The 19,179-nt window shown below is 61.5% G+C and carries 28 protein-coding genes; 15 read left to right on the forward strand and 13 right to left on the reverse strand.

Annotated elements, in window-relative coordinates:
* Positions 1-11: 11 nt before the first annotated feature.
* Both OKX01_RS13435 and nhaA read right to left on the reverse strand, forming a co-directional pair.
* Positions 12-1,490: a SulP family inorganic anion transporter gene (locus tag OKX01_RS13435; RefSeq protein ID WP_264671856.1), complete on the reverse strand. Its 1,479-nt coding sequence runs from the start codon at positions 1,488-1,490 to the stop codon at positions 12-14.
* A 311-nt stretch (positions 1,491-1,801) separates the two neighbouring features.
* Entirely contained in the window at positions 1,802-3,148 is a 1,347-nt protein-coding gene (nhaA, locus tag OKX01_RS13440) for a Na+/H+ antiporter NhaA (RefSeq protein ID WP_264671857.1), read from the reverse strand.
* 694 nt (positions 3,149-3,842) lie between these two features.
* Between nhaA and OKX01_RS13445 the strand changes: the two genes are divergently transcribed.
* Genes OKX01_RS13445 through OKX01_RS13475 form a run of 7 tightly spaced genes read left to right on the forward strand, consistent with a single transcriptional unit; the run spans position 3,843 to position 7,341 of the window.
* On the forward strand, positions 3,843-4,229 hold the full coding sequence (locus OKX01_RS13445; protein ID WP_034112292.1) for a thioredoxin family protein: 387 nt from the start codon (positions 3,843-3,845) through the stop codon (positions 4,227-4,229).
* Positions 4,229-4,957 carry a cytochrome c biogenesis CcdA family protein gene (locus tag OKX01_RS13450; protein WP_034112294.1) on the forward strand — a complete coding sequence of 243 codons (729 nt, stop codon included), beginning with the start codon at positions 4,229-4,231 and terminating at the stop codon, positions 4,955-4,957. Before OKX01_RS13445 ends, OKX01_RS13450 begins: the two co-directional genes overlap by 1 nt.
* A 58-nt stretch (positions 4,958-5,015) precedes the next feature.
* Positions 5,016-5,768 (forward strand): YiiX/YebB-like N1pC/P60 family cysteine hydrolase, encoded by a 753-nt coding sequence (locus OKX01_RS13455; RefSeq protein ID WP_211505971.1) that lies wholly within the window; start codon positions 5,016-5,018, stop codon positions 5,766-5,768.
* Entirely contained in the window at positions 5,765-6,337 is a 573-nt protein-coding gene (locus OKX01_RS13460; protein ID WP_264671858.1) for a carboxymuconolactone decarboxylase family protein, read from the forward strand. Before OKX01_RS13455 ends, OKX01_RS13460 begins: the two co-directional genes overlap by 4 nt.
* Complete coding sequence (locus tag OKX01_RS13465; RefSeq protein WP_264671859.1) at positions 6,334-6,555, forward strand: GDCCVxC domain-containing (seleno)protein; 222 nt, start codon at positions 6,334-6,336, stop codon at positions 6,553-6,555. Before OKX01_RS13460 ends, OKX01_RS13465 begins: the two co-directional genes overlap by 4 nt.
* Complete coding sequence (locus OKX01_RS13470) at positions 6,548-6,952, forward strand: hypothetical protein (RefSeq protein WP_264671860.1); 405 nt, start codon at positions 6,548-6,550, stop codon at positions 6,950-6,952. Before OKX01_RS13465 ends, OKX01_RS13470 begins: the two co-directional genes overlap by 8 nt.
* Positions 6,889-7,341, forward strand: coding sequence for an HPP family protein (locus OKX01_RS13475; protein WP_264671861.1), 453 nt, complete (start codon positions 6,889-6,891; stop codon positions 7,339-7,341). Before OKX01_RS13470 ends, OKX01_RS13475 begins: the two co-directional genes overlap by 64 nt.
* A gap of 25 nt (positions 7,342-7,366) precedes the next feature.
* Here OKX01_RS13475 and merA read toward each other — a convergent pair whose 3' ends face one another.
* From merA to merT, 4 genes are read right to left on the reverse strand one after another with little or no spacing between them, the layout of a single operon-like run.
* Entirely contained in the window at positions 7,367-9,049 is a 1,683-nt protein-coding gene (gene merA / locus OKX01_RS13480; protein WP_264671862.1) for a mercury(II) reductase, read from the reverse strand.
* 37 nt (positions 9,050-9,086) lie between these two features.
* Entirely contained in the window at positions 9,087-9,509 is a 423-nt protein-coding gene (gene merC / locus OKX01_RS13485) for an organomercurial transporter MerC (protein WP_264671863.1), read from the reverse strand.
* Positions 9,510-9,524: 15 nt separating this feature from the next.
* Positions 9,525-9,800 (reverse strand): mercury resistance system periplasmic binding protein MerP, encoded by a 276-nt coding sequence (merP, locus tag OKX01_RS13490; RefSeq protein WP_264671864.1) that lies wholly within the window; start codon positions 9,798-9,800, stop codon positions 9,525-9,527.
* Positions 9,801-9,813: 13 nt separating this feature from the next.
* Positions 9,814-10,164, reverse strand: a complete 351-nt coding sequence (gene merT, locus OKX01_RS13495) for a mercuric ion transporter MerT (protein WP_264671865.1) — start codon at positions 10,162-10,164, stop codon at positions 9,814-9,816.
* A gap of 71 nt (positions 10,165-10,235) precedes the next feature.
* Here merT and merR point away from each other — a divergent pair, with 71 nt between their 5' ends.
* The gene (gene merR / locus OKX01_RS13500) at positions 10,236-10,643 is read left to right on the forward strand and encodes an Hg(II)-responsive transcriptional regulator (RefSeq protein WP_264671866.1); all 408 of its coding nucleotides are present in this window, start codon (positions 10,236-10,238) and stop codon (positions 10,641-10,643) included.
* Positions 10,644-10,833: 190 nt separating this feature from the next.
* Here merR and OKX01_RS13505 read toward each other — a convergent pair whose 3' ends face one another.
* The 7 genes from OKX01_RS13505 to mtnP all read right to left on the reverse strand — a co-directional run bounded on the left by OKX01_RS13505 (position 10,834) and on the right by mtnP (position 15,838).
* Positions 10,834-11,289, reverse strand: a complete 456-nt coding sequence (locus OKX01_RS13505) for a DUF302 domain-containing protein (protein WP_264671867.1) — start codon at positions 11,287-11,289, stop codon at positions 10,834-10,836.
* 13 nt (positions 11,290-11,302) lie between these two features.
* Positions 11,303-11,812 (reverse strand): DoxX family protein, encoded by a 510-nt coding sequence (locus tag OKX01_RS13510; protein ID WP_264671868.1) that lies wholly within the window; start codon positions 11,810-11,812, stop codon positions 11,303-11,305.
* The gene (locus tag OKX01_RS13515; RefSeq protein WP_264671869.1) at positions 11,805-12,593 is read right to left on the reverse strand and encodes a DUF2063 domain-containing protein; all 789 of its coding nucleotides are present in this window, start codon (positions 12,591-12,593) and stop codon (positions 11,805-11,807) included. Before OKX01_RS13515 ends, OKX01_RS13510 begins: the two co-directional genes overlap by 8 nt.
* Positions 12,577-13,470 carry a DUF692 domain-containing protein gene (locus OKX01_RS13520; protein WP_264671870.1) on the reverse strand — a complete coding sequence of 298 codons (894 nt, stop codon included), beginning with the start codon at positions 13,468-13,470 and terminating at the stop codon, positions 12,577-12,579. Before OKX01_RS13520 ends, OKX01_RS13515 begins: the two co-directional genes overlap by 17 nt.
* A 69-nt stretch (positions 13,471-13,539) precedes the next feature.
* Positions 13,540-13,770 (reverse strand): DUF2282 domain-containing protein, encoded by a 231-nt coding sequence (locus OKX01_RS13525; RefSeq protein WP_223865769.1) that lies wholly within the window; start codon positions 13,768-13,770, stop codon positions 13,540-13,542.
* Positions 13,771-14,233: 463 nt separating this feature from the next.
* Positions 14,234-14,791, reverse strand: a complete 558-nt coding sequence (locus OKX01_RS13530; protein ID WP_264671871.1) for an RNA polymerase sigma factor — start codon at positions 14,789-14,791, stop codon at positions 14,234-14,236.
* 171 nt (positions 14,792-14,962) lie between these two features.
* Positions 14,963-15,838, reverse strand: a complete 876-nt coding sequence (gene mtnP, locus OKX01_RS13535) for an S-methyl-5'-thioadenosine phosphorylase (RefSeq protein ID WP_264671872.1) — start codon at positions 15,836-15,838, stop codon at positions 14,963-14,965.
* Positions 15,839-15,989: 151 nt separating this feature from the next.
* Between mtnP and OKX01_RS13540 the strand changes: the two genes are divergently transcribed.
* The 7 genes from OKX01_RS13540 (at position 15,990) to OKX01_RS13570 (ending at position 19,169) form a co-directional block, all read left to right on the forward strand.
* Positions 15,990-16,160, forward strand: coding sequence for a hypothetical protein (locus tag OKX01_RS13540; RefSeq protein WP_264671873.1), 171 nt, complete (start codon positions 15,990-15,992; stop codon positions 16,158-16,160).
* Between the two features lie 294 nt (positions 16,161-16,454).
* Complete coding sequence (locus OKX01_RS13545) at positions 16,455-17,585, forward strand: FAD-dependent oxidoreductase (protein WP_264671874.1); 1,131 nt, start codon at positions 16,455-16,457, stop codon at positions 17,583-17,585.
* Positions 17,586-17,587: 2 nt separating this feature from the next.
* Positions 17,588-17,884, forward strand: a complete 297-nt coding sequence (locus OKX01_RS13550) for a hypothetical protein (protein ID WP_264671875.1) — start codon at positions 17,588-17,590, stop codon at positions 17,882-17,884.
* The gene (locus tag OKX01_RS13555) at positions 17,871-18,110 is read left to right on the forward strand and encodes a hypothetical protein (RefSeq protein ID WP_264671876.1); all 240 of its coding nucleotides are present in this window, start codon (positions 17,871-17,873) and stop codon (positions 18,108-18,110) included. The genes OKX01_RS13550 and OKX01_RS13555 overlap by 14 nt, the downstream gene beginning before the upstream one ends.
* Positions 18,107-18,340 carry a nitrate/nitrite transporter NrtS gene (nrtS, locus tag OKX01_RS13560; RefSeq protein WP_264671877.1) on the forward strand — a complete coding sequence of 78 codons (234 nt, stop codon included), beginning with the start codon at positions 18,107-18,109 and terminating at the stop codon, positions 18,338-18,340. The genes OKX01_RS13555 and nrtS overlap by 4 nt, the downstream gene beginning before the upstream one ends.
* Positions 18,337-18,945, forward strand: a complete 609-nt coding sequence (locus OKX01_RS13565) for an RNA polymerase factor sigma-70 (protein WP_264671878.1) — start codon at positions 18,337-18,339, stop codon at positions 18,943-18,945. Before nrtS ends, OKX01_RS13565 begins: the two co-directional genes overlap by 4 nt.
* A complete protein-coding gene (locus tag OKX01_RS13570; protein WP_264671879.1) occupies positions 18,939-19,169 on the forward strand; it encodes a hypothetical protein in 231 nt (76 codons plus the stop codon). Before OKX01_RS13565 ends, OKX01_RS13570 begins: the two co-directional genes overlap by 7 nt.
* Positions 19,170-19,179 lie beyond the last annotated feature (10 nt).

The following is a 19,179-nucleotide window of genomic DNA, read 5'->3' on the forward strand; positions in this document are numbered from 1 at the left end:
TCGTTCTCCTTTCAATGGCCCGCAAGCATGTCGGCAGCGCCGTCCTTGTCGTGGACAGCAAACTTGTCCACCATCGTGGCGCTGGCCTCGTTCAGGCCGATCACCTCCACTTCAGTACCTTCGCGCCGGAACTTGATGACCACCTTGTCCAGCGCACTGACGGCAGTGATGTCCCAGAAGTGGGCACGGCTGACGTCGATGCATACCTTGTCGATGACCTCTTTGTAATCGAACGTGTTGACGAAACGCTCGGCCGACGCGAAGAACACCTGGCCGGTGATGGTGTAGGTGCGCATGCGGCCTTCGTCCTCCGTGCGCGAGGACGCATGGAAGATCCGCCCCACCTTGTGGGCGAAGAAGAAGCCAGACAGCAGCACGCCGACCAGCACGCCCTTAGCCAGGTCGTGGGTGCCCACCGTCATGGCGACAGTGGCCAGCATCACCACACTGGAACTCTTGGGGTGCTCTCGCAGATTTCGGATCGAGGCCCAGTTGAAAGTGCCGATTGACACCATGATCATCACCGCGACCAGCGCGGCCATCGGGATGCGCGCCACCCAGTCACCGATGAACACCACCATCAGCAGCAGGAACACGCCAGCAGCGAGCGTGGACAACCGACCCCGGCCGCCCGATTTCACGTTGATGACCGACTGGCCGATCATGGCGCAGCCTGCCATGCCGCCGAGAAAGCCAGTCGCGATGTTCGCCACGCCCTGGCCCACGCATTCGCGGTTCTTGTTGCTGTTCGTATCGGTCAGGTCATCGACGATGGAGGCCGTCATCATGGATTCCAGCAGGCCCACCACTGCCAGGGTGGCCGACACCGGGAAAATGATCTTGAGCGTCTCCAGGTTCAGCGGCACATCGGGCAGCAGGAACACCGGCAGGCTGTCAGGCAACTGGCCCATGTCGCCCACGGTGCGGATGTCCAGGCCAAGGAAGATCGCCACGGCGGTCAGCACCACGATGGCTACCAATGGGGACGGCACGGCCTTGGTGATGTAGGGAAACAGGTAGATGATGCCCAAGCCCGCCGCCGTCATGGCATAGACATGCCATGTCACATTGGTCAGTTCGGGCAACTGGGCCATGAAGATCAGGATGGCCAGCGCATTGACGAAGCCGGTGATGACCGAGCGCGAGACGAAGCGCATCAGCGCACCGAGCTTGAGCCAGCCCGCGACGATCTGGAGCACGCCGGTCAGCACGGTGGCGGCCAGCAGGTATTGCAGGCCGTGCTCCTTGACCAGCGTGACTATGAGCAGTGCCATGGCGCCGGTGGCGGCCGAGATCATGCCCGGCCGCCCGCCGGCAAAGGCGATGATCGTGGCAATGCTGAAGGAGGCGTAGAGGCCGACCTTGGGATCGACGCCCGCGATGATGGAAAAAGCGATGGCTTCGGGAATCAATGCCAGCGCGACGACGATGCCTGCAAGCAGATCGTTGCGGACGTTGGACAGCCAGTCCTGGCGAAAGGATTTGATCATTGTTCTATTCCGAGAGAAGACTCAGCCACGGGCTGGAACGGACACAGGCGCGAAAGCGTCTTTCCGAACCCGGAATAGAAAGCCGCCCCTACGCAAAAAAGGGCGGCAAGACGCAGTCAAACGGACGCGCAGCCTCGTGCGAGCAAGAAAGAAATGGGAGAGAAGCTGGCTCGCAGCGAGAATGAGACTTACACCGGCAAAAACTCCAATTGACTGCGGATGAATGCAAAGTCGGTGATTTTAAAGCATTTCGCCTGATGAAAGCAAAAACGGGCTTGGCTTCCATCCTTGCTTCGTGCCGTGCACGATCCTCACGCGGCTTTTGTGGTGCGCCGATACATCGCGCCCCAAGCCAACCCCAGCAAGGCTGCCAGCAACGACCCCGCCAGCACGCCCAACTTGGCCGCGCCCAGCAGGGTTTCATTGTCGAACGCGAGCATGGAAATGAAGATCGACATGGTGAAGCCCACGCCCGCCAGCAGGCCGATCAGGACAATTCCGCTCCACGACACGCCGGGCGGCAACCGGCACCAGCCCAAGCGGACCATCAGCCAGCTCACGCCGACCACGCCCAACGGCTTGCCCAGCACCAGTGCCAGGCCGACGCCGGCCATCACCCACTGCGGGCCTGCGGCGGACAGGTCAATGCCGTCCATGCTCACGCCTGCGTTGGCCAGTGCGAACAGGGGCATGATTCCGAACGCCACCCAAGGGTGCAGCGCCGTTTGTACGCGCACCACAGGGGGCAGCAGCTCGCGCTGGGCCAGCCGCAATTGCTTGAGCGGCATGGCAAGGTGGTGCGTATCGTTGGCGTCATCGTGGTTGCGCAGCTTCTGCGCCGCGTACGCCACCATGTCCAGCGGGTGTTCACGCGTGGGCCGCGACAGCACCGGCGTGAGCATACCGAGAACGACGCCTGCCAATGTTGGATGCGCCCCGGTCATCAACAGGCCGGTCCAGACGATGGCGCCAGGCAGCACGTAGGCGAAGGCCGAGCCTACGCCCATGCGCTGAAATCCCAGCACCACGAGGATGCCCATCGCGGCGACGAGAAATCCCGACAGGTCCAGGCCGCCCGAATAGAACAGCGCGATGATGAGCACCGCGATGATGTCGTCGATGATCGCCAGCGCCAGTAGAAAGACGCGCACGTTGCCCGGAATGCTCCGGCCCAGCAGGGCGAGCACGCCCACGGCGAAGGCGATGTCGGTGGCCGTGGGCACGGCCCAACCCTGCAAGCGAGATGGGTCGGTATTCAAGGCCACATAGATCAGCGCGGGCACGGCCACGCCGCCCAGCGCCGCCATGATGGGCAGGCTGGCCTGACGCAGATTGCTCAAGGCACCTTCATGGATTTCGCGGCGGATTTCCATGCCCACGACCAGGAAGAAAATGGTCATCAGGCCGTCGTTGATCACGAAGTGCAGCGACTGGGAGACAGTGAGGCTGCCGATGCCAAGTGACACCGGCAGATGCCAGAGCGCGTGATAGCCGGGGGCAAACGGAGAATTGGCCCAGATCAGCGCCACGGCGGCGGCTATCAAGAGCGCGATGCCGCTAGCGGCTTCTATGTGCAGGAAACGTTCGAGGGTGGCGAAAGCGCGCTCGGCCAGAAGTTGGGCGCGCGGTAGATCCTGCCGCGTGGTGTGGCGATTCATGGTCGTCAAAACTCCGCGTGGCGGCCCGACCGACGCATGAACCTGTCCCGCTGCGACATGCAGCTAACACCCAACTGCCATTTTACAGGGTTGTAGCTAGAAGATCAGCGAGCGTGAAGTGATGCTCATCGAACTCGTTCCCCGGGCAAGAAACATGGCCGTCCATGCTGCCGTTTGCGCTTGTTGCGAACCCGAATCGCCTCCATCAACCCCACAAGCCAGCAGGCTGGACAACCCCGCATGAAGTAGATGGCCAAGCCGAACAGCCCCATTGCCGGCCAGAAGTGAGGGGTTAGCACGATGCCACCTGCCATAGATGCCAGGGCCAAAACGCCGCGAACCAACTGCGCTGTGACGGAAGTGCTGCAATACATGATGCGCTCCTGTCACCAGAGAACGGTGCGATGGGAATAACTGGAGGATGGCGAGGTTGCCCGCCCTAGACGAGCGTTCTGCCTCTTCCCGCCAATAAGAGGGGCGCGGCCGCCAAAACGGTTCGCGGCAGGCTCAAAAAGTCGGGCTTCATGAAAACGCGGACGGGTGGAGTAGCGCCGCCGTGCAGATATTTCCGTTCGGTTGCGAACCGCTTTAACGACTCCCAGCCTCTAAATGAACAGCCACCGTTCTTGGCGGCCAAGTTCGCCCCTGCGCGCCGTCGCCTTGGGCGGTTCTCCCCTTATTCAGGAATACGCCCATGAAACTACGTATGACCGCCGCCTTTCTCGCTCTTGCCACGTTCGCCAGCATCGCCAGCGCCGGGGAGATCAAACCGTTCAGCCAAGCCGAGTTCGACCGTCTGACGCAGGCTGGCCAGCCCGTGGTAGTGGACGTCAGCGCGACGTGGTGCCCGACCTGCAAGGCGCAGAAGCCGATCTTGGAAACCCTAATGAAGCAGCCCGCCTACAAGGACGTGACCTTGCTGACCGTGGACTTCGACAGCGAAAAGAGCACCGTCCGGGCCTTCAAGGTCAGCATGCAAAGTACGCTGGTAGGCTTCAAAGGCACCCAGGAAGTGGCTCGTTCCGTGGGCGACACCACCGAGGCCGGCATCGAGGGCCTGATTCAGAAGACCACGCGCTGATGACGCTCGGCCTCGGTTCCTACGGCCTCGGACTGCTCGCGGGGGTGCTTTCCACGCTGTCGCCTTGCGTCCTGCCCATCGTACCGATCCTGATTGGCTCGGCGGTCAACGCCCATCGGCACGCGCCGTTGGCCCTGGCGGGCGGCCTCGCTCTGTCCTATGCCATTGTCGGCACGGCGCTGGCCTGGGCAGGCGCCTCGCTCGGCATCGACACAACGATCTTCCGGGGCGTGGGCGCGGCCGTCCTGGGACTGCTAGGGGTGGTGCTCATGTCCAGCGCCCTCCAGCAGCTGTTTGCGTCGCTGACGGCCGGCATCGGCAATGCCGGGAACGACCTGCTTGCGCGTGTCCAACTGGACGGGCTGACGGGGCAGTTCGTGGTGGGCCTGGTGCTGGGGCTGGTCTGGAGTCCCTGCGTGGGGCCGACGCTTGGCGCGGCCATCGTTCTGGCCAGCCAGGGTACGAACCTGGCGCAAGCAGGCTCGATGATGGCGGTGTTCGGTATCGGCGCGGCATTGCCCCTGGTTGCACTGGCCTATGTGTCGCGCAGCGCGATCGGCCGCACGCGATCCAAGCTCCTGCACGCCGGCAAGGCCGGGAAAGTCCTGTTGGGCGCGATCATGCTTGCCCTGGCCGCCCTGATCCTGACAGGCGCCGACAAGCCGATGGAAGCATGGCTTGTGGAACATTCACCGGCCTGGCTCACACAACTGACGACGAGGTTCTGAGCCATGCCGCGCCCGAATTTCACCTTCGTTTCGACAGGGTGACGCCGTGGGAAACATCTTGGACAGCATCGCGCGCCGCTGTGGAGAAGGACTGAGCCGCTACCTCAGTCGGCCCCACCATGTGCATAGCGTAGCCCCGCCGACCGATCCAGACCTTCTCATGGCGTGCCTGCAGCCCGGCGACGTGCTGCTGGTCGAAGGTCAGAGCCGGGTCAGCGTGGCCATCAAGTACCTGACCCAATCCACCTGGTCGCACGCGGCACTGTTTGTCGGCACGGCCGGCAGGCCGACCGATGCCGAAGGGCGGCCCCGTTGCTTTCTTGAAGCCGATCTACGCGAAGGCGTGCGTCTGGTCAGCGTGGCCGAGTTCGCCGATCTGCATACCCGAGTGTGCCGGCCCGTGGGCCTGACCGCTGCCGAGATTGACACCCTGGTCGGCACGGCGGTGGCTCGGCTGGGCCATCAGTACGACTTGAAGAACGTGATCGACCTGGCCCGATATCTGTTGCCCACGCCGCCGGTGCCGGTGCGTTGGCGCCGTCGCATGCTCGGCCTGGGCAGCGGCGACCCCACCCGCGCCATCTGCTCGACGCTGATCGCCCAAGCTTTCCAGTCGATTCGCTATCCGATCCTGCCGCTGATCGAGACCGTGCCGTCGCAGGACCCGATGTGCCCCGGCTGTGTGGCCGAGATTCTTCATGTGCGGCACCACAGCCTTTTCGCCCCGCGCGACTTCGACGTCTCGCCCAACTTCGCCATCATCAAACCCAATCTGGAAGCCGGAATATTTCCACTTAGGAGCACTCCATGAACGCCAAGCTGACACTGCCTCTTCTTACCGAAGACACCGCCCCTGAAAGGAGCCGCGAGTTCCTGAGCAACACGCGCAGGAAGCAGGGATTTGTTCCCAACATGTATGGAGAAATGGCCCACGCCCCTGGCGCGCTCTCGACCTACCTCCATGGGTATGACTGGTTCCGCAAGGAATCCGGCTTCACGCCGGCCGAGCAGGAAGTCGTGCTGCTGGTCATCAGCCGGGAAAACGGCTGCCACTACTGCATGGCCGCTCACAGCATGATCGCCGAGAAGGTATCGAAGGTGCCGCCGCAGGCGCTCCAGGCGATCCGTGAGGGCACGGCGATTGATGACCCGAAGCTGCGCGCCCTGGCTGACTTCGTCAACGAAATGGTGGAATCGCGGGGCAATCCGTCCCAGGCCAGTTTGCAGAGTTTCACCGGCGCAGGCTACAGCGAGCCGCATGCATTGCAAGTGGTGCTCGCCATCGCCATCAAGACGCTCTCGAACTACACCAACCACCTGTTCGACACCCCTATGGAACCAGCCTTTGCGTCCTACGCTCTGCCGGCGGTGACGAAATGAATGCAGTGCCCACTTTGGAGTCAACCATCACTTGCCCGAAATGCGGTTTCAAAAAAACGGAAGTTATGCCTGTTGATTCGTGCCAGTTCTTCTACGAGTGCCCGGTGTGCCATGAATTGTTAAAACCGAAGCCGGGCGACTGCTGCGTGTTCTGCTCTTACGGCACCAGCAGGTGTCCATCCAATCAGGAAGGGGTTGCCGGAGGATGTTGTGAGTAGAAGACATGAGATTGTTCGGCGTCCGGTGGTCGCCGCCGCCGTAGGGATTCTTTGGCGAGTCGCTGACCGCGCTCTACATGGGCGTGATCGCGTGGATCGCGGTGGCCATGCATGTTCACTACATTCTTTCTCCCGGACTGGGCGCTCTGACCCACGACGTCATCAAGCGACCGCACGGCACCTGGGCCAAAACGCCGGGGATGCTCGTTCTCACACCGCTTCTCACCGGATTGGTGGGCACAATCCTCGTGCGAAATATGGGCGGCGGGATGGTGCCGATTCTGCTGGCGACCGCTGCCGCGATGCTCATCATCCGCGTCTTGAAGTCACCGATTGCCCCAGCCATATTCGTGGCTCCCGTTCTTTCTGGTGGTTCTGGTCGGCACGGCAACCCTAGCCGAAGTCACAGGCTGGCGGCTGATCCTGTTCCCGCCGCTGATCGTGATTGCCTTCGAGATGTTTGCCCACGCGGACGTTTGCCCCTGGGCAAAGAAGCCGATCAGGCTGCCGGTCGCGTGTACTTTGAGTGTGCTGATCGGGGGTGCACTAGTCACGACGTTCGGGGATGCGCCGCTGGCGGTGATCGCCAGCACGGCATGCGGCATCCTAATCTTGCGATTATTCGATCTGCACGTGCCGCCGGCGCTCGCCGTGGGCCTGCTGCCGTTTATCATCCCAGCCGTCGATTACCGATTCGCGGCCTCCGTGGGCATTGGCACCTTAACTCTGACCATGCTGTTCCTTGTATGGGGCAGGCTGAGAAGGGTGCGCCTTTCACCGTCCTGAGGGGGCGCAACCTTCTTAGCTTTTGCTATCCAGCGCAGCACGATAGCTGCTTCACGTCCTTGCTGAAGGTCTGCGCGGCGAGCTTCAGGCCCTCGACCATCGTCAGATACGGGAACAACTGGTCGGCCAGTTCCTGCACCGTCATGCGCGCGCGGATCGCCAGCGCCGCTACCTGAATCAACTCGCCCGCTTCTGGGGCCACCGCCTGCACGCCGATCAAACGGTGGCTGCCTTCCTCGATCACCAGCTTGATGAAGCCGCGCGTATCGAAGTTGGCGAGCGCGCGCGGCACGTTGTCGAGGGTGAGCGTGCGGCTGTTGGTCTCGATGCCGGCGTGGTGCGCCTCCTGCTCGCTCAAGCCCACGGTAGAGACCTGTGGGTCGGTGAACACCACCGCTGGCATGGCAGTCAGATCCAGTGACGCATCGCCGCCGGTCATGTTGATCGCGGCGCGGGTACCGGCCGCCGCCGCGACGTAGACGAACTGCGGCTGGACGGTGCAGTCGCCGCCGGCGTAGATGTCCGGGGCGCTGGTGCGCATGCCGGAGTCGATCTCGATGGCCCCTTGCTTGTTCACCGCCACCCGGGCGGCTTCGAGGTTGAGGCTGCGCGTATTAGGTGCGCGACCCGTCGCCACCAGCAGCCGGTCGGCACGCAGTTCGCCATGGTTGGTGGTCAACACAAACTCGCCGTCCACGTGCGCGACCTGGCTGGCTTGCGTATGTTCCAGCACTTCGATGCCCTCCGAGCGAAACGCCACCGTTACGGCTTCGCCGATGGCCGGGTCTTCGCGAAAGAACAGCGTCCTGCGCGCCAGGACCGTGACCTTGGCCCCAAGCCGAGCTAAGGCTTGCGCCAGCTCAACAGCCACTGCCGATGAGCCGATCACAGCTAGGCGTGCGGGAATCGTGTCGCTCACCAGCGCCTCGGTTGAAGTCCAGTAGGGCGTGTCCTTGAGGCCTGGGATCGGCGGCACCTCCGCGCTCGCGCCGGTGGCGATCAGGCAGCGGTCGAACGAAACCACGCGCTCGCCGCCCTCGTTCAGCCGCACGGTGAGGCTGCGGCCGTCCTTGAAGCGGGCTTCGCCCGCTAGCCGCATGATGGCTGGGTTGCCGTCCAGGATGATTTCGTACTTGGCATGGCGCAACTCATCGACGCGCGCCTGCTGCTGGGCCAGCAGCCGTTCGCGCAGGATCGCTGGTGGAGTCGCCTGGATGCCCCCATCGAACGGGCTTTCGCGGCGCAGGTGGGCGATGTGGGCGGCGCGGATCATGATCTTCGAGGGCACGCAGCCGACATTGACGCAGGTGCCGCCGATGGTGCCGCGCTCGATTAGAGTCACCCGTGCGCCGCGTTCGACGGCCTTCAGCGCCGCCGCCATCGCGGCCCCACCGCTGCCGATGACGACAATATGCAGGCCGCCGTCGTGGCTGGCCTTGTCGCCGCCGTCGGCCCAATCGCGCATGCGGTCGAGCAGTCCGCCTTTGGGAAGCGCGTTCGACGCATCGGCCAGCGCCGCGCGGTAGCCGAGTCCGGCGACAGCCGCGATCAGGGCATCGGGTGAAGCGCCGGCCGCGATTGCGAGCTGGGCGCTGCCCTTGGTGTAGGACACTTCGGCCGATTGCACGCCAGGCACGTTTTCCAGTGCTTCCTTGACGTGGACCGCGCAGGAGTCGCAAGTCATGCCGGTGATCTTCAACTGTGTCATGAAGTCATTCCTTTCAATTCGTTGTGGCGCAAGCCAGTCAGCCGTGTTTCGCGGGCAGTTCGCAGCCGTCGGTACCGCAGCGGCGGTTGGCCTGGAATACCAAATCCCAGATCGAAACGACGGCCATCAAGGCGATCCCCGTATAGACCAGGGGCCGCATCCAAGCGGTGCCAAGCAGCCAGACCGCGCCCACGATAACGATGGCGGGACCGACCATACCCAGCAGACTCCGGTGCCATTGCCGGTGGCGTAGCCAACCGAGCGCGTTGGCCGCAAGCGCCAATGCAGCAAACAACGGCAACAGCCTGGAAATGAACAAGCCTTCATATTGCTGGAGAAAACCCAGCCCGATGGCCGCGCCTAGGCTGGCGAGTGCCGGAAAGCACATTGCGCAGCCCATCGCGGAGACGAGGGTGCCCAATGCCCCCGCTTTGTCGGCGATACGCGCAATCGGTTTCATGGCATCGCTCCCGGTTTAGCGTTTGACGCTGGACGGATAGCCCGCGTCTTCGGTGGCTTGGGTCAGCTTCTGGACGTTGGCCTTGGCATCATTGAAGGTGACGACCGCTTCGCGCTTCTCGAAGGTCACATCGACTTGGCTGACGCCCTCGACCTTGGAGAGCGCCTTCTTGACGGTGATCGGGCAAGCGGCGCAGGTCATGCCCGGCACGGCAAGCGTGACGGTCTGGGTAGCGGCCAACACTGGAACGGTGACGGCGACGAGCGCAAGGGATGCAAGCAGTTTTTTCATGGTGTACTCCTGATCAATAGAAGAAAGGCAACACGTAGGGAAATCCGAGCGCGATCAGAACGAGCGCGGCCACGATCCAGAAAATCAGCTTGTAGGTGGTGCGAACCTGCGGGATCGCACACACCTCGCCCGGCTTGCAGGCAGTTGCCGGCCGGTAGATGTGCCGCCAGGCGAAGAACAACGCCACCAGCGCCGCGCCGATGAAGATCGGGCGATACGGTTCCAGTGCGGTCAAGTTGCCGATCCAGGCACCGCTGAAGCCCAGAGCGACCAAAACCAGTGGCCCCAGGCAGCAGGTCGAAGCGAGGATGGCTGCGAGTCCGCCGGCGGCGAGAGCGCCGCGCCCGTCTTGCGATTCCGACATCAGATTCTCCTTTCGAGGATTTGCTCGTTGGAGTAACGTTACTGCCGTAGTCAACTACGGAGTCAAGCGGAATGGAAAACACCTTGGAAAGCCTGACCATCGGCACCTTCGCCAAGGCAGCCGGGGTCAACGTGGAGACGATCCGCTTCTATCAGCACAAAGGGCTGCTGCCCACGCCGGAACGGCCCTACGGCAGCATTCGACGCTACTGCAGCGCCGACGTGGCGCGGGTGAAGTTCGTGAAGGCGGCGCAGCGGCTGGGATTCAGCCTCGATGAAATCGGGGAGTTGCTGAAGCTGGAGGACGGCACCCATTGCAATGAAGCAGCCGAACTGGCGGCACTGCGGCTGGCCGATGTTCGCACCCGCCTGAACGACCTTATGCGGATGGAGCAGGCGCTGTCAAAATTGGTGAGCGAATGCTGTGCGCATGAGGGCCATGTGTCCTGCCCGTTGATTGATGCGCTGCATGGCGATTGAACTGGCATATAGGCGGCTGCTGACACTACGGCGTGATCGCAGCGTTCGTCAGTGCCGCCCTCGATTGCCGATCCGCAGGCCCTGTAGACATTGGGGCCTTGTCTCTGAACATGCTGCCCCCAGTATGGCGCAGGCGGAGCAAACAGGCTCTTCACTACCCTGACGGTGAGGCCAAGACGGACGAGCGCGCTTATTTCCGAATCGCCTCCTGTGTCATGCCACCCAACGCCTTCGACATATTTTCGGTGACGGGACCGCAGTTGTCGGCGCCGTGGCGCGACGCGAGATACTTCGGATCGTTGTAGGCCAGCCAAACTTGCCCGGCCGCGTCCTGCCAGGCCAGCGCCTTCAGGGGTAGGTCGATACCGGCAGTCTGCGCGCATTCCATCAAGGGGGTTCCGCCCTGGGGATTGCCGAACACCAGAAGTTCGGTCGGCCGCAAATCCTTGCCGACCTTCTTGGCACCCTGCGCGTGATCGAGGCGCAAGAAGACGTTGATGCCCCGAGACTTGGCGGCAGTCTCGAAGCGCTCGATGGTCTCCTTGACGCTGTAAGGGCTTTGTACCGCGATCAGCCCATCGGCGGCTCCCGCCGCCGAAGCAAAACAACATGCCATCACGAGGGATGTGGCGCGCAATGCAAGCATGCAGACCTCCTTGTCAGGCCGAAGCCTGTTGGCGCTTCAAGAATCCGCGAATCCAATGGTCGAGCGATAGTTGTCCCGGCCCGATGGCGATCAAGGCAATCGCCATCGTCGCCCAAGGCAGATGAAAGTTCGCCCACCCGTCCGGCACGATGAGTTGGATCACCGCCGTCATGCCGAGCAAGCCCAGGGCACTCAAGCGCGTACCAAGTCCGAAAATCAGCAGGATCGGAAAGATGATCTCGGCCGATCCACTGGCGAAGGCGAGCACGTCAGGCGCAGGCAGGTCATAGACCTTCCCCAGGATGTGTAGCTTGAATTCCTCTTCAAAAAGAAAGCTCGCCGTCGGCGCCAGCGACAGGAAGCCGTCCCATTTGGTGAGGCCCGACTTGAAGAAGGGCAAGGCCAGTGCTACGCGAAGGAACAGCGGCGCCGCCATGCCGGCGATCTTTGTTAGCCAGTGCAATGCGCAGTTCGCCGCGCCAAGTATTCCGGGCCAACCCTTCGGCACTTGGAAGTTACTCATGATCGTTCTCCCTGGCTTCCAACTCGAAGCCGACAAAAGCGCCCATCTGGATTAATTCCCGCAAGTTCTCCGACAGGTCGAAACCGCCGTCGGTGGCGAGGGCTGTTTCCATCGCCTGCGATAGCGTCAGGCCCTGGCCGAGCGCGACCACGAAGTCATGACTCGCGGGGAGCACCTGGCGCACATCCACCTCGGCGTCGGGGCGCAGCACCATCGTGTCCTGCGCTTCGGAGAGATCAATGGGTGCTGGCGTGCCATCGGGGGCGTTCATCCGCCAGATCGTGAAGGCTGGGAATGGCGAGCGCACCAGGCGCACGGAAGGGTGAAGCCGAAACCGCAGCACGGGTGCCTGGTCTGGCGATACGCTGGTGAGCGCGCTGGGTGCCAACGGCTCTGCTTCGCGCTCGTGGTAAGCCTCGGTCGCGGCGCGCTCGATGCGGGCCACGTCGGCGAGATAAGGCAAGGATTCCGTCGGCGGAAAGGACGCGATGAAGTCCGGGAACTCGACTCCATAGTGCAGCAGCACCGGCGAGCCCGGCGGCGTGGCGGCCGCGAAGACGCGGGCCATCGCCGCGAAGAATTCGTCGCCCACCAGCTTGACGACACAGGGAAAGCCTGCGCGCAGCGCGTCCGTCAGGCCAACGAACACATTGTTCCGATAGACGGCAAAGCGCCGTGCGCTCGGCTCGCTGTCGGGGCCGACCAGCCCCTCGGGCACCGCGCGTTCCGGGTCGAGCAGCGCCGAGGCAAATTCCTCCAGGCGTTCAGCCAAGCGTGCCATGACGTCGCTCCTGTACGTTGGACATGCCCATCAGCACATCGGCCATCACGGCTTCCGCTTGCAGTTCGGGCCATGCGGGAATGTTGGAATCCCACTCGATCAGCGTAGGGACTGACCCGATGCGTTGGATGACCTGCCTAAAGAGGTTCCACACCCGCTCATCCACTCTTTGGTCGTGTGAGTCGATCAACAAGGGGCGTCCCTTCTCGTCCGTCTGGCGGGAGTGGCCGGCCAGGTGGACTTGCTGCACATGGTCAAGGGGGAAGTCGTTGATATAGGTGCGCGCGTCCCATTGCTGATTCGTGCTCGCCACATGGACGTTGTTCACATCCAGCAGCAGACCGCATCCGGTTCTGCGGGCGATCTCACGGATGAAATCCGTCTCGCGCCAGGTGCTCTCCTTGAACCAGATATAGGTCGCGGGGTTCTCCAGCAGCATTTGCCGGCTCAGGGCCGTTTGCACCTCGTCAATGTGCTGGCAGATGCGGTTCAGCGTCTCGTCGGTGTAGGGCACCGGCAACAGATCATCGAGGTAGCTGGTGCCGTGCGAAGACCATGCAAGGTGCTCCGACACCAGGCCGGGTTCGTACCGCTCGGCCAGTGCCTTTAGGCGTTGCAAATGCGCCTGGTCGAGCGGTCTGTCGGCCCCGATGGACAGGCCCACGCCGTGCAACGACAGGGGATAGTGTTCGCGGATGGCGGTCAGGTAGCGATGGGGCGGACCACCGGCGCCCATGTAGTTTTCCGCATGGACTTCAAAGAAGCCCATATCCGGCCACGATTCGATGATCGTGCGGTAGTGATCGGGCTTGAGGCTGACACCAGCTCGCGCAGGGATTTCCCGCTCGGCGGCGTGCCCGGTTTGGTGAATGCCCATGTTGGTCCTCGTTATCGCAAGCTGATGGGCGGGGCGACAGGCCACCGCCCACCAAGGTGAACGCTGGCGTCAGGACTTGGCGGTGAGGCTGCCGTGACCGTTGGGCGTCGAGATCGTGGTGCAGGTGCCCTTGGCGACCAGCTTCCAGGCGTTGCCCTGGTAGTCGGTGGTGCTGGTGCCCGCGCAGCTCGTGCCGGCGCCAGCGAAGCAGTCGTTCTGCCCCTTGAGGGCGACGCCGTAGCACTTGTCGAACTTGCCGGTCTTCATCATCTCCATGCTCTTGGCTTGGTTCTCCTGCATCTTTTTCTGCATGTCGGCCTGGCTCATGCCCTGAGAAAATGCGGGAGCAGCGAAGGCTGCGACGAACGCCGTGGCGACGGCGGCGGACAACATACGGTTTGACATTGCAATCTCCTGAAAGGAAAGAAGCAGCCGGGTGAGCTGCGGGTAGTGGGCCGGCAACTGCCAGCCTCATTTCCTAGGAGGTGCCCGTCACGCAAAACGGTTCGCGGGCAGCGAAAAAAAGTCCTCGATCGCTGGTCGCCCCCCAACGCTTGGCAAGCGAGCGCGAGATTCGCCGTCAAGCGCAGGCGAAGGCTGGTTGTGGTTAGACAGCCCGAGGAAGGCGATCAGTACCAATTCGATAAGGCATACCGCCATGCCAGTGGAATCGCACGCAGAGGGCATCGCATGTCGCATGTGCTCTGGGCTTCTGCGGCTTATCAATGCGGACTCTTCCCACGCGGGAGTAGCCTAAAACCCTTTACTTCGTCGGGGCGCGGTGACCGGAGGATGGCTCTAAACCAAGCATGTATTCGCGCACCAGTTCGCGAGCGCGGTGCAGACGACTCTTGACCGCCCCAGGTTGCTCACCCAGCTTGGCGGCAATCTCGGCAATGGTCAACTCCTCGAAGTCGCGCAGAAGTACCACTTCGAGGTAGTGGGCAGGCAACGACTCCAGAGCATGGGCAAGGTCGATTCTCAATTCATCGTCGGGGCGATGAAGCAACAGCTCCTCGGCTACTTCATCAGGCAGTGGCTCGTGCTTGAACATCATTCGCGCGAGCTTGCGGCATTCATGCTTGATGATCGTGAACAGCCACGATGAAAAGGCCGCCGCCGCTTTTAGCCCGCTGACCTTGCGAGAAATGATGAGTAGCGATTCTTGAACGGCATCATCAACGTCGCTCGCATGGCAGTGCTTGTACGCATAGCGGCGCGCATCAGCTTGGCACACTGCCAGCAAACGGGAAAGGGCGGCTGCGTCTCCAGTCTGTGCCGCCATGATTAAATTGTTTCGGTCGCTAACAGAGGCACGCATGCTGATCTCCTGTTCCGGCTCAATGATCAGTTAATCAGTGAGCCTCTATTCCGCCCGTCGTTATGCCGCTCCCATTTTTGGGCTTGCGGCTTCGATTCCTGATCTTCTGATATACACCCGTCGCAAGCAAAGCGGGAGCTGCTGGAGCGATGAAGAGGTATTGTTTGCATTTCAGATGCGTGATCCCAAAATGGCACGCATGCGCTGCCGCACGGGGTCAGCCATGCTCTCGGGTCGGGTGACCAGAGCACTATCGAGCGCCGTATGGGCAATGGAGCGCGGTGACTCTCGGGCAATCATCGGGATGACTTCAGCCAGGATGCGCTGGCCGAGTTCGGCGTTTTGCATCAGATTGGCGATGGCTTGATCGGCGCTGACATGCGCCTCGCGTGGGTGCCAGCAGTCGTAATCAGTGACCATGGCCATGGTGGCATAGGCGATTTCGGCTTCACGAGCCAGTTTGGCTTCAGGCATATTGGTCATGCCGATGAGGTGGGCGCCCAGTTGCTGATACATCCTGGATTCGGCTTGGCTGGAAAACTGCGGTCCCTCGATGCAGACATAAGTGGCCCGTTCATGCAGCGCCCGGTCTGTTCCCGCAATGAGATCGCGAGCAGCCTTCGCCAGTAGATCGGCCAAGGCCGGGCATACCGGTTGTGCCATCGAAACATGGGCCACGACCCCCTGCCCGAAAAACGTGCTGTCCCGACGGCGCGTGAAGTCGATGAACTGATCTGGCAGTACGACATCGAGCGGTCGCATCGCTTCACACAAAGAGCCCACCGCAGATACGGAAACGAGGTAGCGCACGCCCAGTTGCTTGAGCGCGTGAATATTGGCTCGGAATGGCACTTCGGACGGAAGTAAACGGTGACCACGGCCATGCCTTGCCAAAAACGCCACCGGCACACCGGCCAATCGGCCCGTCACGATCAGGTCAGACGGTGAGCCGTAAGGCGTGTCGATGGCGCGCTCTTGAACATCTTTCAGCCCGTTCATCTGATACAAGCCACTGCCGCCGAGAATGCCGATGAATGCTGATGCCATGGGGTGTGTCTCCAAAGATTGGGGGTGATGCGCTTTAGTCGCGCAATGGCCCGTGGTTCTTACAAGAAATTCTGTGCAGGGGGGGGCTGTAACAAATGCGTGCGTTGCAACGACCAACGCAACATGACGACTTGTTCGAGATGATTGATCCATGTCCTGCCAGATCTTGCCTGCTCGCCCCCATCCCTTCATCGTCGCTGAAATGAAACCTTTTCTGGAGGCAAACGGATTTTCGGCGCTCAAGCCCGAAGGGCCGCAATCCCTGGATGCGTTGGCACGCGGCTGTGCGGGTGCCGTCATCTCGCTGGCGGTAACTTCTTAGACTGTTCTGGAGGCGGATGAAGTTCTCAAACGTTTGCGGTCTTCGGCTCCGAAGCTGCCATTGATCGTTGCAAGGTTGCTTTCGTTCGATGAATACCAGCAAACGCTTGAGCGCCTGGCACAGCAGGCTGGACTCGCAGGAGAAGGATTGGCGGTTTCGGCCGGGACCGAAAGCAGCAAGGCGCTGGGCACGTCCGAGGGTTGGCTGTATGTCAGCAAAGACGATTTGACTGATCCTATGCGACGCGAACTGGCCGCACGTTTTCTTAAGCGTTATTATCGTTGAGAGCGATTGATGAAGCGGCTGGTGCTTGTCGGAGGTGGCCATGCACAACTTGGTGTGCTGTTTGGTTTGGCGCGCGCACGTTTGAGTGGCGTGGAAGCGGTATTGGTCACGCCGTCGCCATATCAGTACTACTCCGGCATGTTGCCGGGCTGGATGATCGGAGGGTATGACGAGACGGAATGCCGCATTGACCTGCGGCCTCTGGCGCAAATGGCTGGGGTGCGTTTGGCGCTTGATCACATCTCGGGCATGGATGCGCAGCGGCGCTGCGTTGCCTTATCGGACGGACGCCATCTGGATTACGACTTGCTGTCGCTGGACGTTGGCAGCGAAATTGATGTGAGTTGGCTCGGCGAGTGTGGCGAACGGCTCTTGCCGGTCAAACCGCTCGAAGCCTTTTATGCAGCATGGCCTGCGCTGGTCGATAAGGCGATGCGTGCCTCGTCGTTTCGGCTCGGGGTCGTGGGTGGAGGTGCGGCGGGCGTAGAGCTGGCGCTCGCCGTGCGTCAAAGCTTAGGCGGGGACTCTGCTTCACGGCAGATCATGCTCATCGCCGGGGAGCGCGGTGTACTGCCCGACCACGCGCCAAGTGTGCAACGTCGGGTGCTGCGGCATTTGACTGCGGTTGGCGTGGCCGTGCTGCCGCACCGTGCAGCCGGTCATAGCGAGGGCGTGGTGCTTGATGATGGCCGCTTGATCGCACTGGACGCTGTCATCGCTGCCAACGGCGCGAGTGCACCGTGCTGGCTGCAACGCGCTGGAATCAAACTGGATGCGGGCGGGTTTGTAGCCGTTGATGCCATGCACCGGAGTCTGTCACACCCCGATGTGTTCGCGGCTGGAGATGTGTGTGCCAGGCTGGATCAGCCCATGGCGCGCTCCGGGGTGCATGCCGTACATTGTGGTCCGGTTATGGCGCGTAACCTGATTGCATCGCTGACGGGTGCCGCACTCATATCCTACTCGCCGCGACGCCGTTCTTTGTACTTGCTGGCGCTAGGCAATAGCCGCGCCGTGATGTCCTGGGGGCGTTTCAGCGCTGAGGGAGCCTGGGTTTGGCGCTGGAAAGACCATATCGATCGTCGCTTCATTCAGCGCTACAGCATCGAAAGTAGCCTACACAAAGATGAGGAGGTTTGATCATGAGCCTGTTTCAGCACATCAAAACACTGCGCCATGGCGGAGCTGCGTCCTCATCGCATTGGGCCGCGCGGCAACTGCGCAAGAACCTGCTGGCCATGGCATGGTTAGTTGAGGCCAGCGACCCCTACACGGGCGGGCATCTGTGGCGGGTGTCCCGCTATGCGCGGCTGCTGGCTGATCACGCCGGGCTGCCAGAGGCAGATGCGGCTCGCGTCAGTCTTGGAGGTTTCTTGCACCACCTTGGCAAATTGTGTGCCAGATGCCATCTTGCGCAAGCCCAGAGTGCTCACCGATGAAGAATACGCGGTGATGAAAATCCATCCCGATGTCGGCGACGCGCTCTTTCGCCGAAATTGCGGCGGAGGGTTTCACCAGGAAGCAGCGCCGGAAGGGTTGCTTGTGCAGCCAGAAGGAACATCGGGCGCTCCCGCTGATCTCGAATCCGAGCTGGACATTGCCCTTATTGGACGCACGCTTGATCCAACGGCCTCAGCGCTCTTGATGATTGACACTGAGCCATGAACGAACTGCTATACGCCTTTCGAAGCGCGAGCATTCGCCGTAGTGCATTTCGCGTGGCGCTGGTGGTAGGTGCGCTCCTCAATATCATCAATCAGGGAGGCGCGATCTGGAACGGTGGTGACATCGATTGGTTTCACGGGTTGCTAAATTATCTGGTACCGTTTCTGGTTTCGAGCTACAGCGCCGGAAAGAGAGGCTTGGAAGACGAAAAACACCAGGAAAGAGGATGAATTCAACTACAGAAATAACTTCCGCGTCGCTTGGCGATCCGGTGTTTTTACAGGACTTACGACAGCAAATGATGCGGTTTGCGACCTTGCAGTTGTCAGACGCACACTTGGCTGAAGATGCCGTGCAAGAAGCCCTGATCGGTGCACTCAAAAGTGCAAATCGCTTTGGTGGGCGCGCTGCGCTCAAGACTTGGGTGTTTGCGATCTTGAAGAACAAGATCGCTGACGTGCTACGGCGGCGACAGCGCCTGCATGAAGTGGATCTGGTACTACATTCTGACGAAGAAGGCGAAGATTTTCGGGGGTTATTCGATGCGCGTGGATTCTGGCGAGCGGACGAGCGTCCAGCGGCCTGGGGGGACCCCTATCAGGCGGTGCACAGTGCGCAATTCTGGCGTGTCTTCGAGAGCTGCCTTGATCATCTGCCGAATCAGCAGGCGCGGGTATTCATGATGCGCGAATTTATCGAACTGGAAACGCCGGAAATTTGTGAGGCGGTTGGCATTACGGTCAGCAATCTCAATGTCATGTTGCACCGTGCTCGTTTGCGCCTGCGTGAGTGCCTGGAAAACAACTGGTTCGCAGCGGGAGAGACGCCATGCTGAACTGCAACGAAGTCACCCAACTGTTCTCCGAGAGCCAGGAGCGCAAGCTGACACTCAAAGAAACGATGGATCTCAAATTGCATACCCTGATGTGCACGGGCTGCCGCAATTTTGGCAAACACATGCAGGCGTTGCGTATTTTCGCGCGTAGCTATGCTCAGGGAGAAGGCGCGGCAAAACACTTGCCGCTGGGGTCTGAGAGCGATCAATCAAAGCCTGAATGACGACATTGCG

It is taken from the genome of Alcaligenes sp. SMD-FA, assembly GCF_025960365.1.
Taxonomy (GTDB): domain Bacteria; phylum Pseudomonadota; class Gammaproteobacteria; order Burkholderiales; family Burkholderiaceae_B; genus Alcaligenes; species Alcaligenes aquatilis.

Excerpts from the sequence above, each read along its gene's own strand:
- OKX01_RS13525 (WP_223865769.1), bottom strand. The coding sequence starts at position 13,770 with ATGCAGGAGAACCAAGCCAAGAGCATGGAGATGATGAAGACCGGCAAG.
- merA (WP_264671862.1), bottom strand. The coding sequence starts at position 9,049 with ATGACACAGTTGAAGATCACCGGCATGACTTGCGACTCCTGCGCGGTC.
- OKX01_RS13505 (WP_264671867.1), bottom strand. The coding sequence starts at position 11,289 with ATGCTTGCATTGCGCGCCACATCCCTCGTGATGGCATGTTGTTTTGCT.
- merR (WP_264671866.1), top strand. The coding sequence starts at position 10,236 with ATGGAAAACACCTTGGAAAGCCTGACCATCGGCACCTTCGCCAAGGCA.
- OKX01_RS13450 (WP_034112294.1), top strand. The coding sequence starts at position 4,229 with ATGACGCTCGGCCTCGGTTCCTACGGCCTCGGACTGCTCGCGGGGGTG.
- OKX01_RS13465 (WP_264671859.1), top strand. The coding sequence starts at position 6,334 with ATGAATGCAGTGCCCACTTTGGAGTCAACCATCACTTGCCCGAAATGC.
- OKX01_RS13445 (WP_034112292.1), top strand. The coding sequence starts at position 3,843 with ATGAAACTACGTATGACCGCCGCCTTTCTCGCTCTTGCCACGTTCGCC.
- OKX01_RS13550 (WP_264671875.1), top strand. The coding sequence starts at position 17,588 with ATGAGCCTGTTTCAGCACATCAAAACACTGCGCCATGGCGGAGCTGCG.
- OKX01_RS13545 (WP_264671874.1), top strand. The coding sequence starts at position 16,455 with ATGAAGCGGCTGGTGCTTGTCGGAGGTGGCCATGCACAACTTGGTGTG.
- OKX01_RS13510 (WP_264671868.1), bottom strand. The coding sequence starts at position 11,812 with ATGAGTAACTTCCAAGTGCCGAAGGGTTGGCCCGGAATACTTGGCGCG.
- nrtS (WP_264671877.1), top strand. The coding sequence starts at position 18,107 with ATGAACGAACTGCTATACGCCTTTCGAAGCGCGAGCATTCGCCGTAGT.
- mtnP (WP_264671872.1), bottom strand. The coding sequence starts at position 15,838 with ATGGCATCAGCATTCATCGGCATTCTCGGCGGCAGTGGCTTGTATCAG.
- OKX01_RS13565 (WP_264671878.1), top strand. The coding sequence starts at position 18,337 with ATGAATTCAACTACAGAAATAACTTCCGCGTCGCTTGGCGATCCGGTG.
- OKX01_RS13530 (WP_264671871.1), bottom strand. The coding sequence starts at position 14,791 with ATGCGTGCCTCTGTTAGCGACCGAAACAATTTAATCATGGCGGCACAG.
- OKX01_RS13515 (WP_264671869.1), bottom strand. The coding sequence starts at position 12,593 with ATGGCACGCTTGGCTGAACGCCTGGAGGAATTTGCCTCGGCGCTGCTC.
- OKX01_RS13435 (WP_264671856.1), bottom strand. The coding sequence starts at position 1,490 with ATGATCAAATCCTTTCGCCAGGACTGGCTGTCCAACGTCCGCAACGAT.
- merP (WP_264671864.1), bottom strand. The coding sequence starts at position 9,800 with ATGAAAAAACTGCTTGCATCCCTTGCGCTCGTCGCCGTCACCGTTCCA.
- OKX01_RS13460 (WP_264671858.1), top strand. The coding sequence starts at position 5,765 with ATGAACGCCAAGCTGACACTGCCTCTTCTTACCGAAGACACCGCCCCT.
- OKX01_RS13520 (WP_264671870.1), bottom strand. The coding sequence starts at position 13,470 with ATGGGCATTCACCAAACCGGGCACGCCGCCGAGCGGGAAATCCCTGCG.
- OKX01_RS13540 (WP_264671873.1), top strand. The coding sequence starts at position 15,990 with ATGTCCTGCCAGATCTTGCCTGCTCGCCCCCATCCCTTCATCGTCGCT.
- OKX01_RS13570 (WP_264671879.1), top strand. The coding sequence starts at position 18,939 with ATGCTGAACTGCAACGAAGTCACCCAACTGTTCTCCGAGAGCCAGGAG.
- merC (WP_264671863.1), bottom strand. The coding sequence starts at position 9,509 with ATGAAACCGATTGCGCGTATCGCCGACAAAGCGGGGGCATTGGGCACC.
- merT (WP_264671865.1), bottom strand. The coding sequence starts at position 10,164 with ATGTCGGAATCGCAAGACGGGCGCGGCGCTCTCGCCGCCGGCGGACTC.
- nhaA (WP_264671857.1), bottom strand. The coding sequence starts at position 3,148 with ATGAATCGCCACACCACGCGGCAGGATCTACCGCGCGCCCAACTTCTG.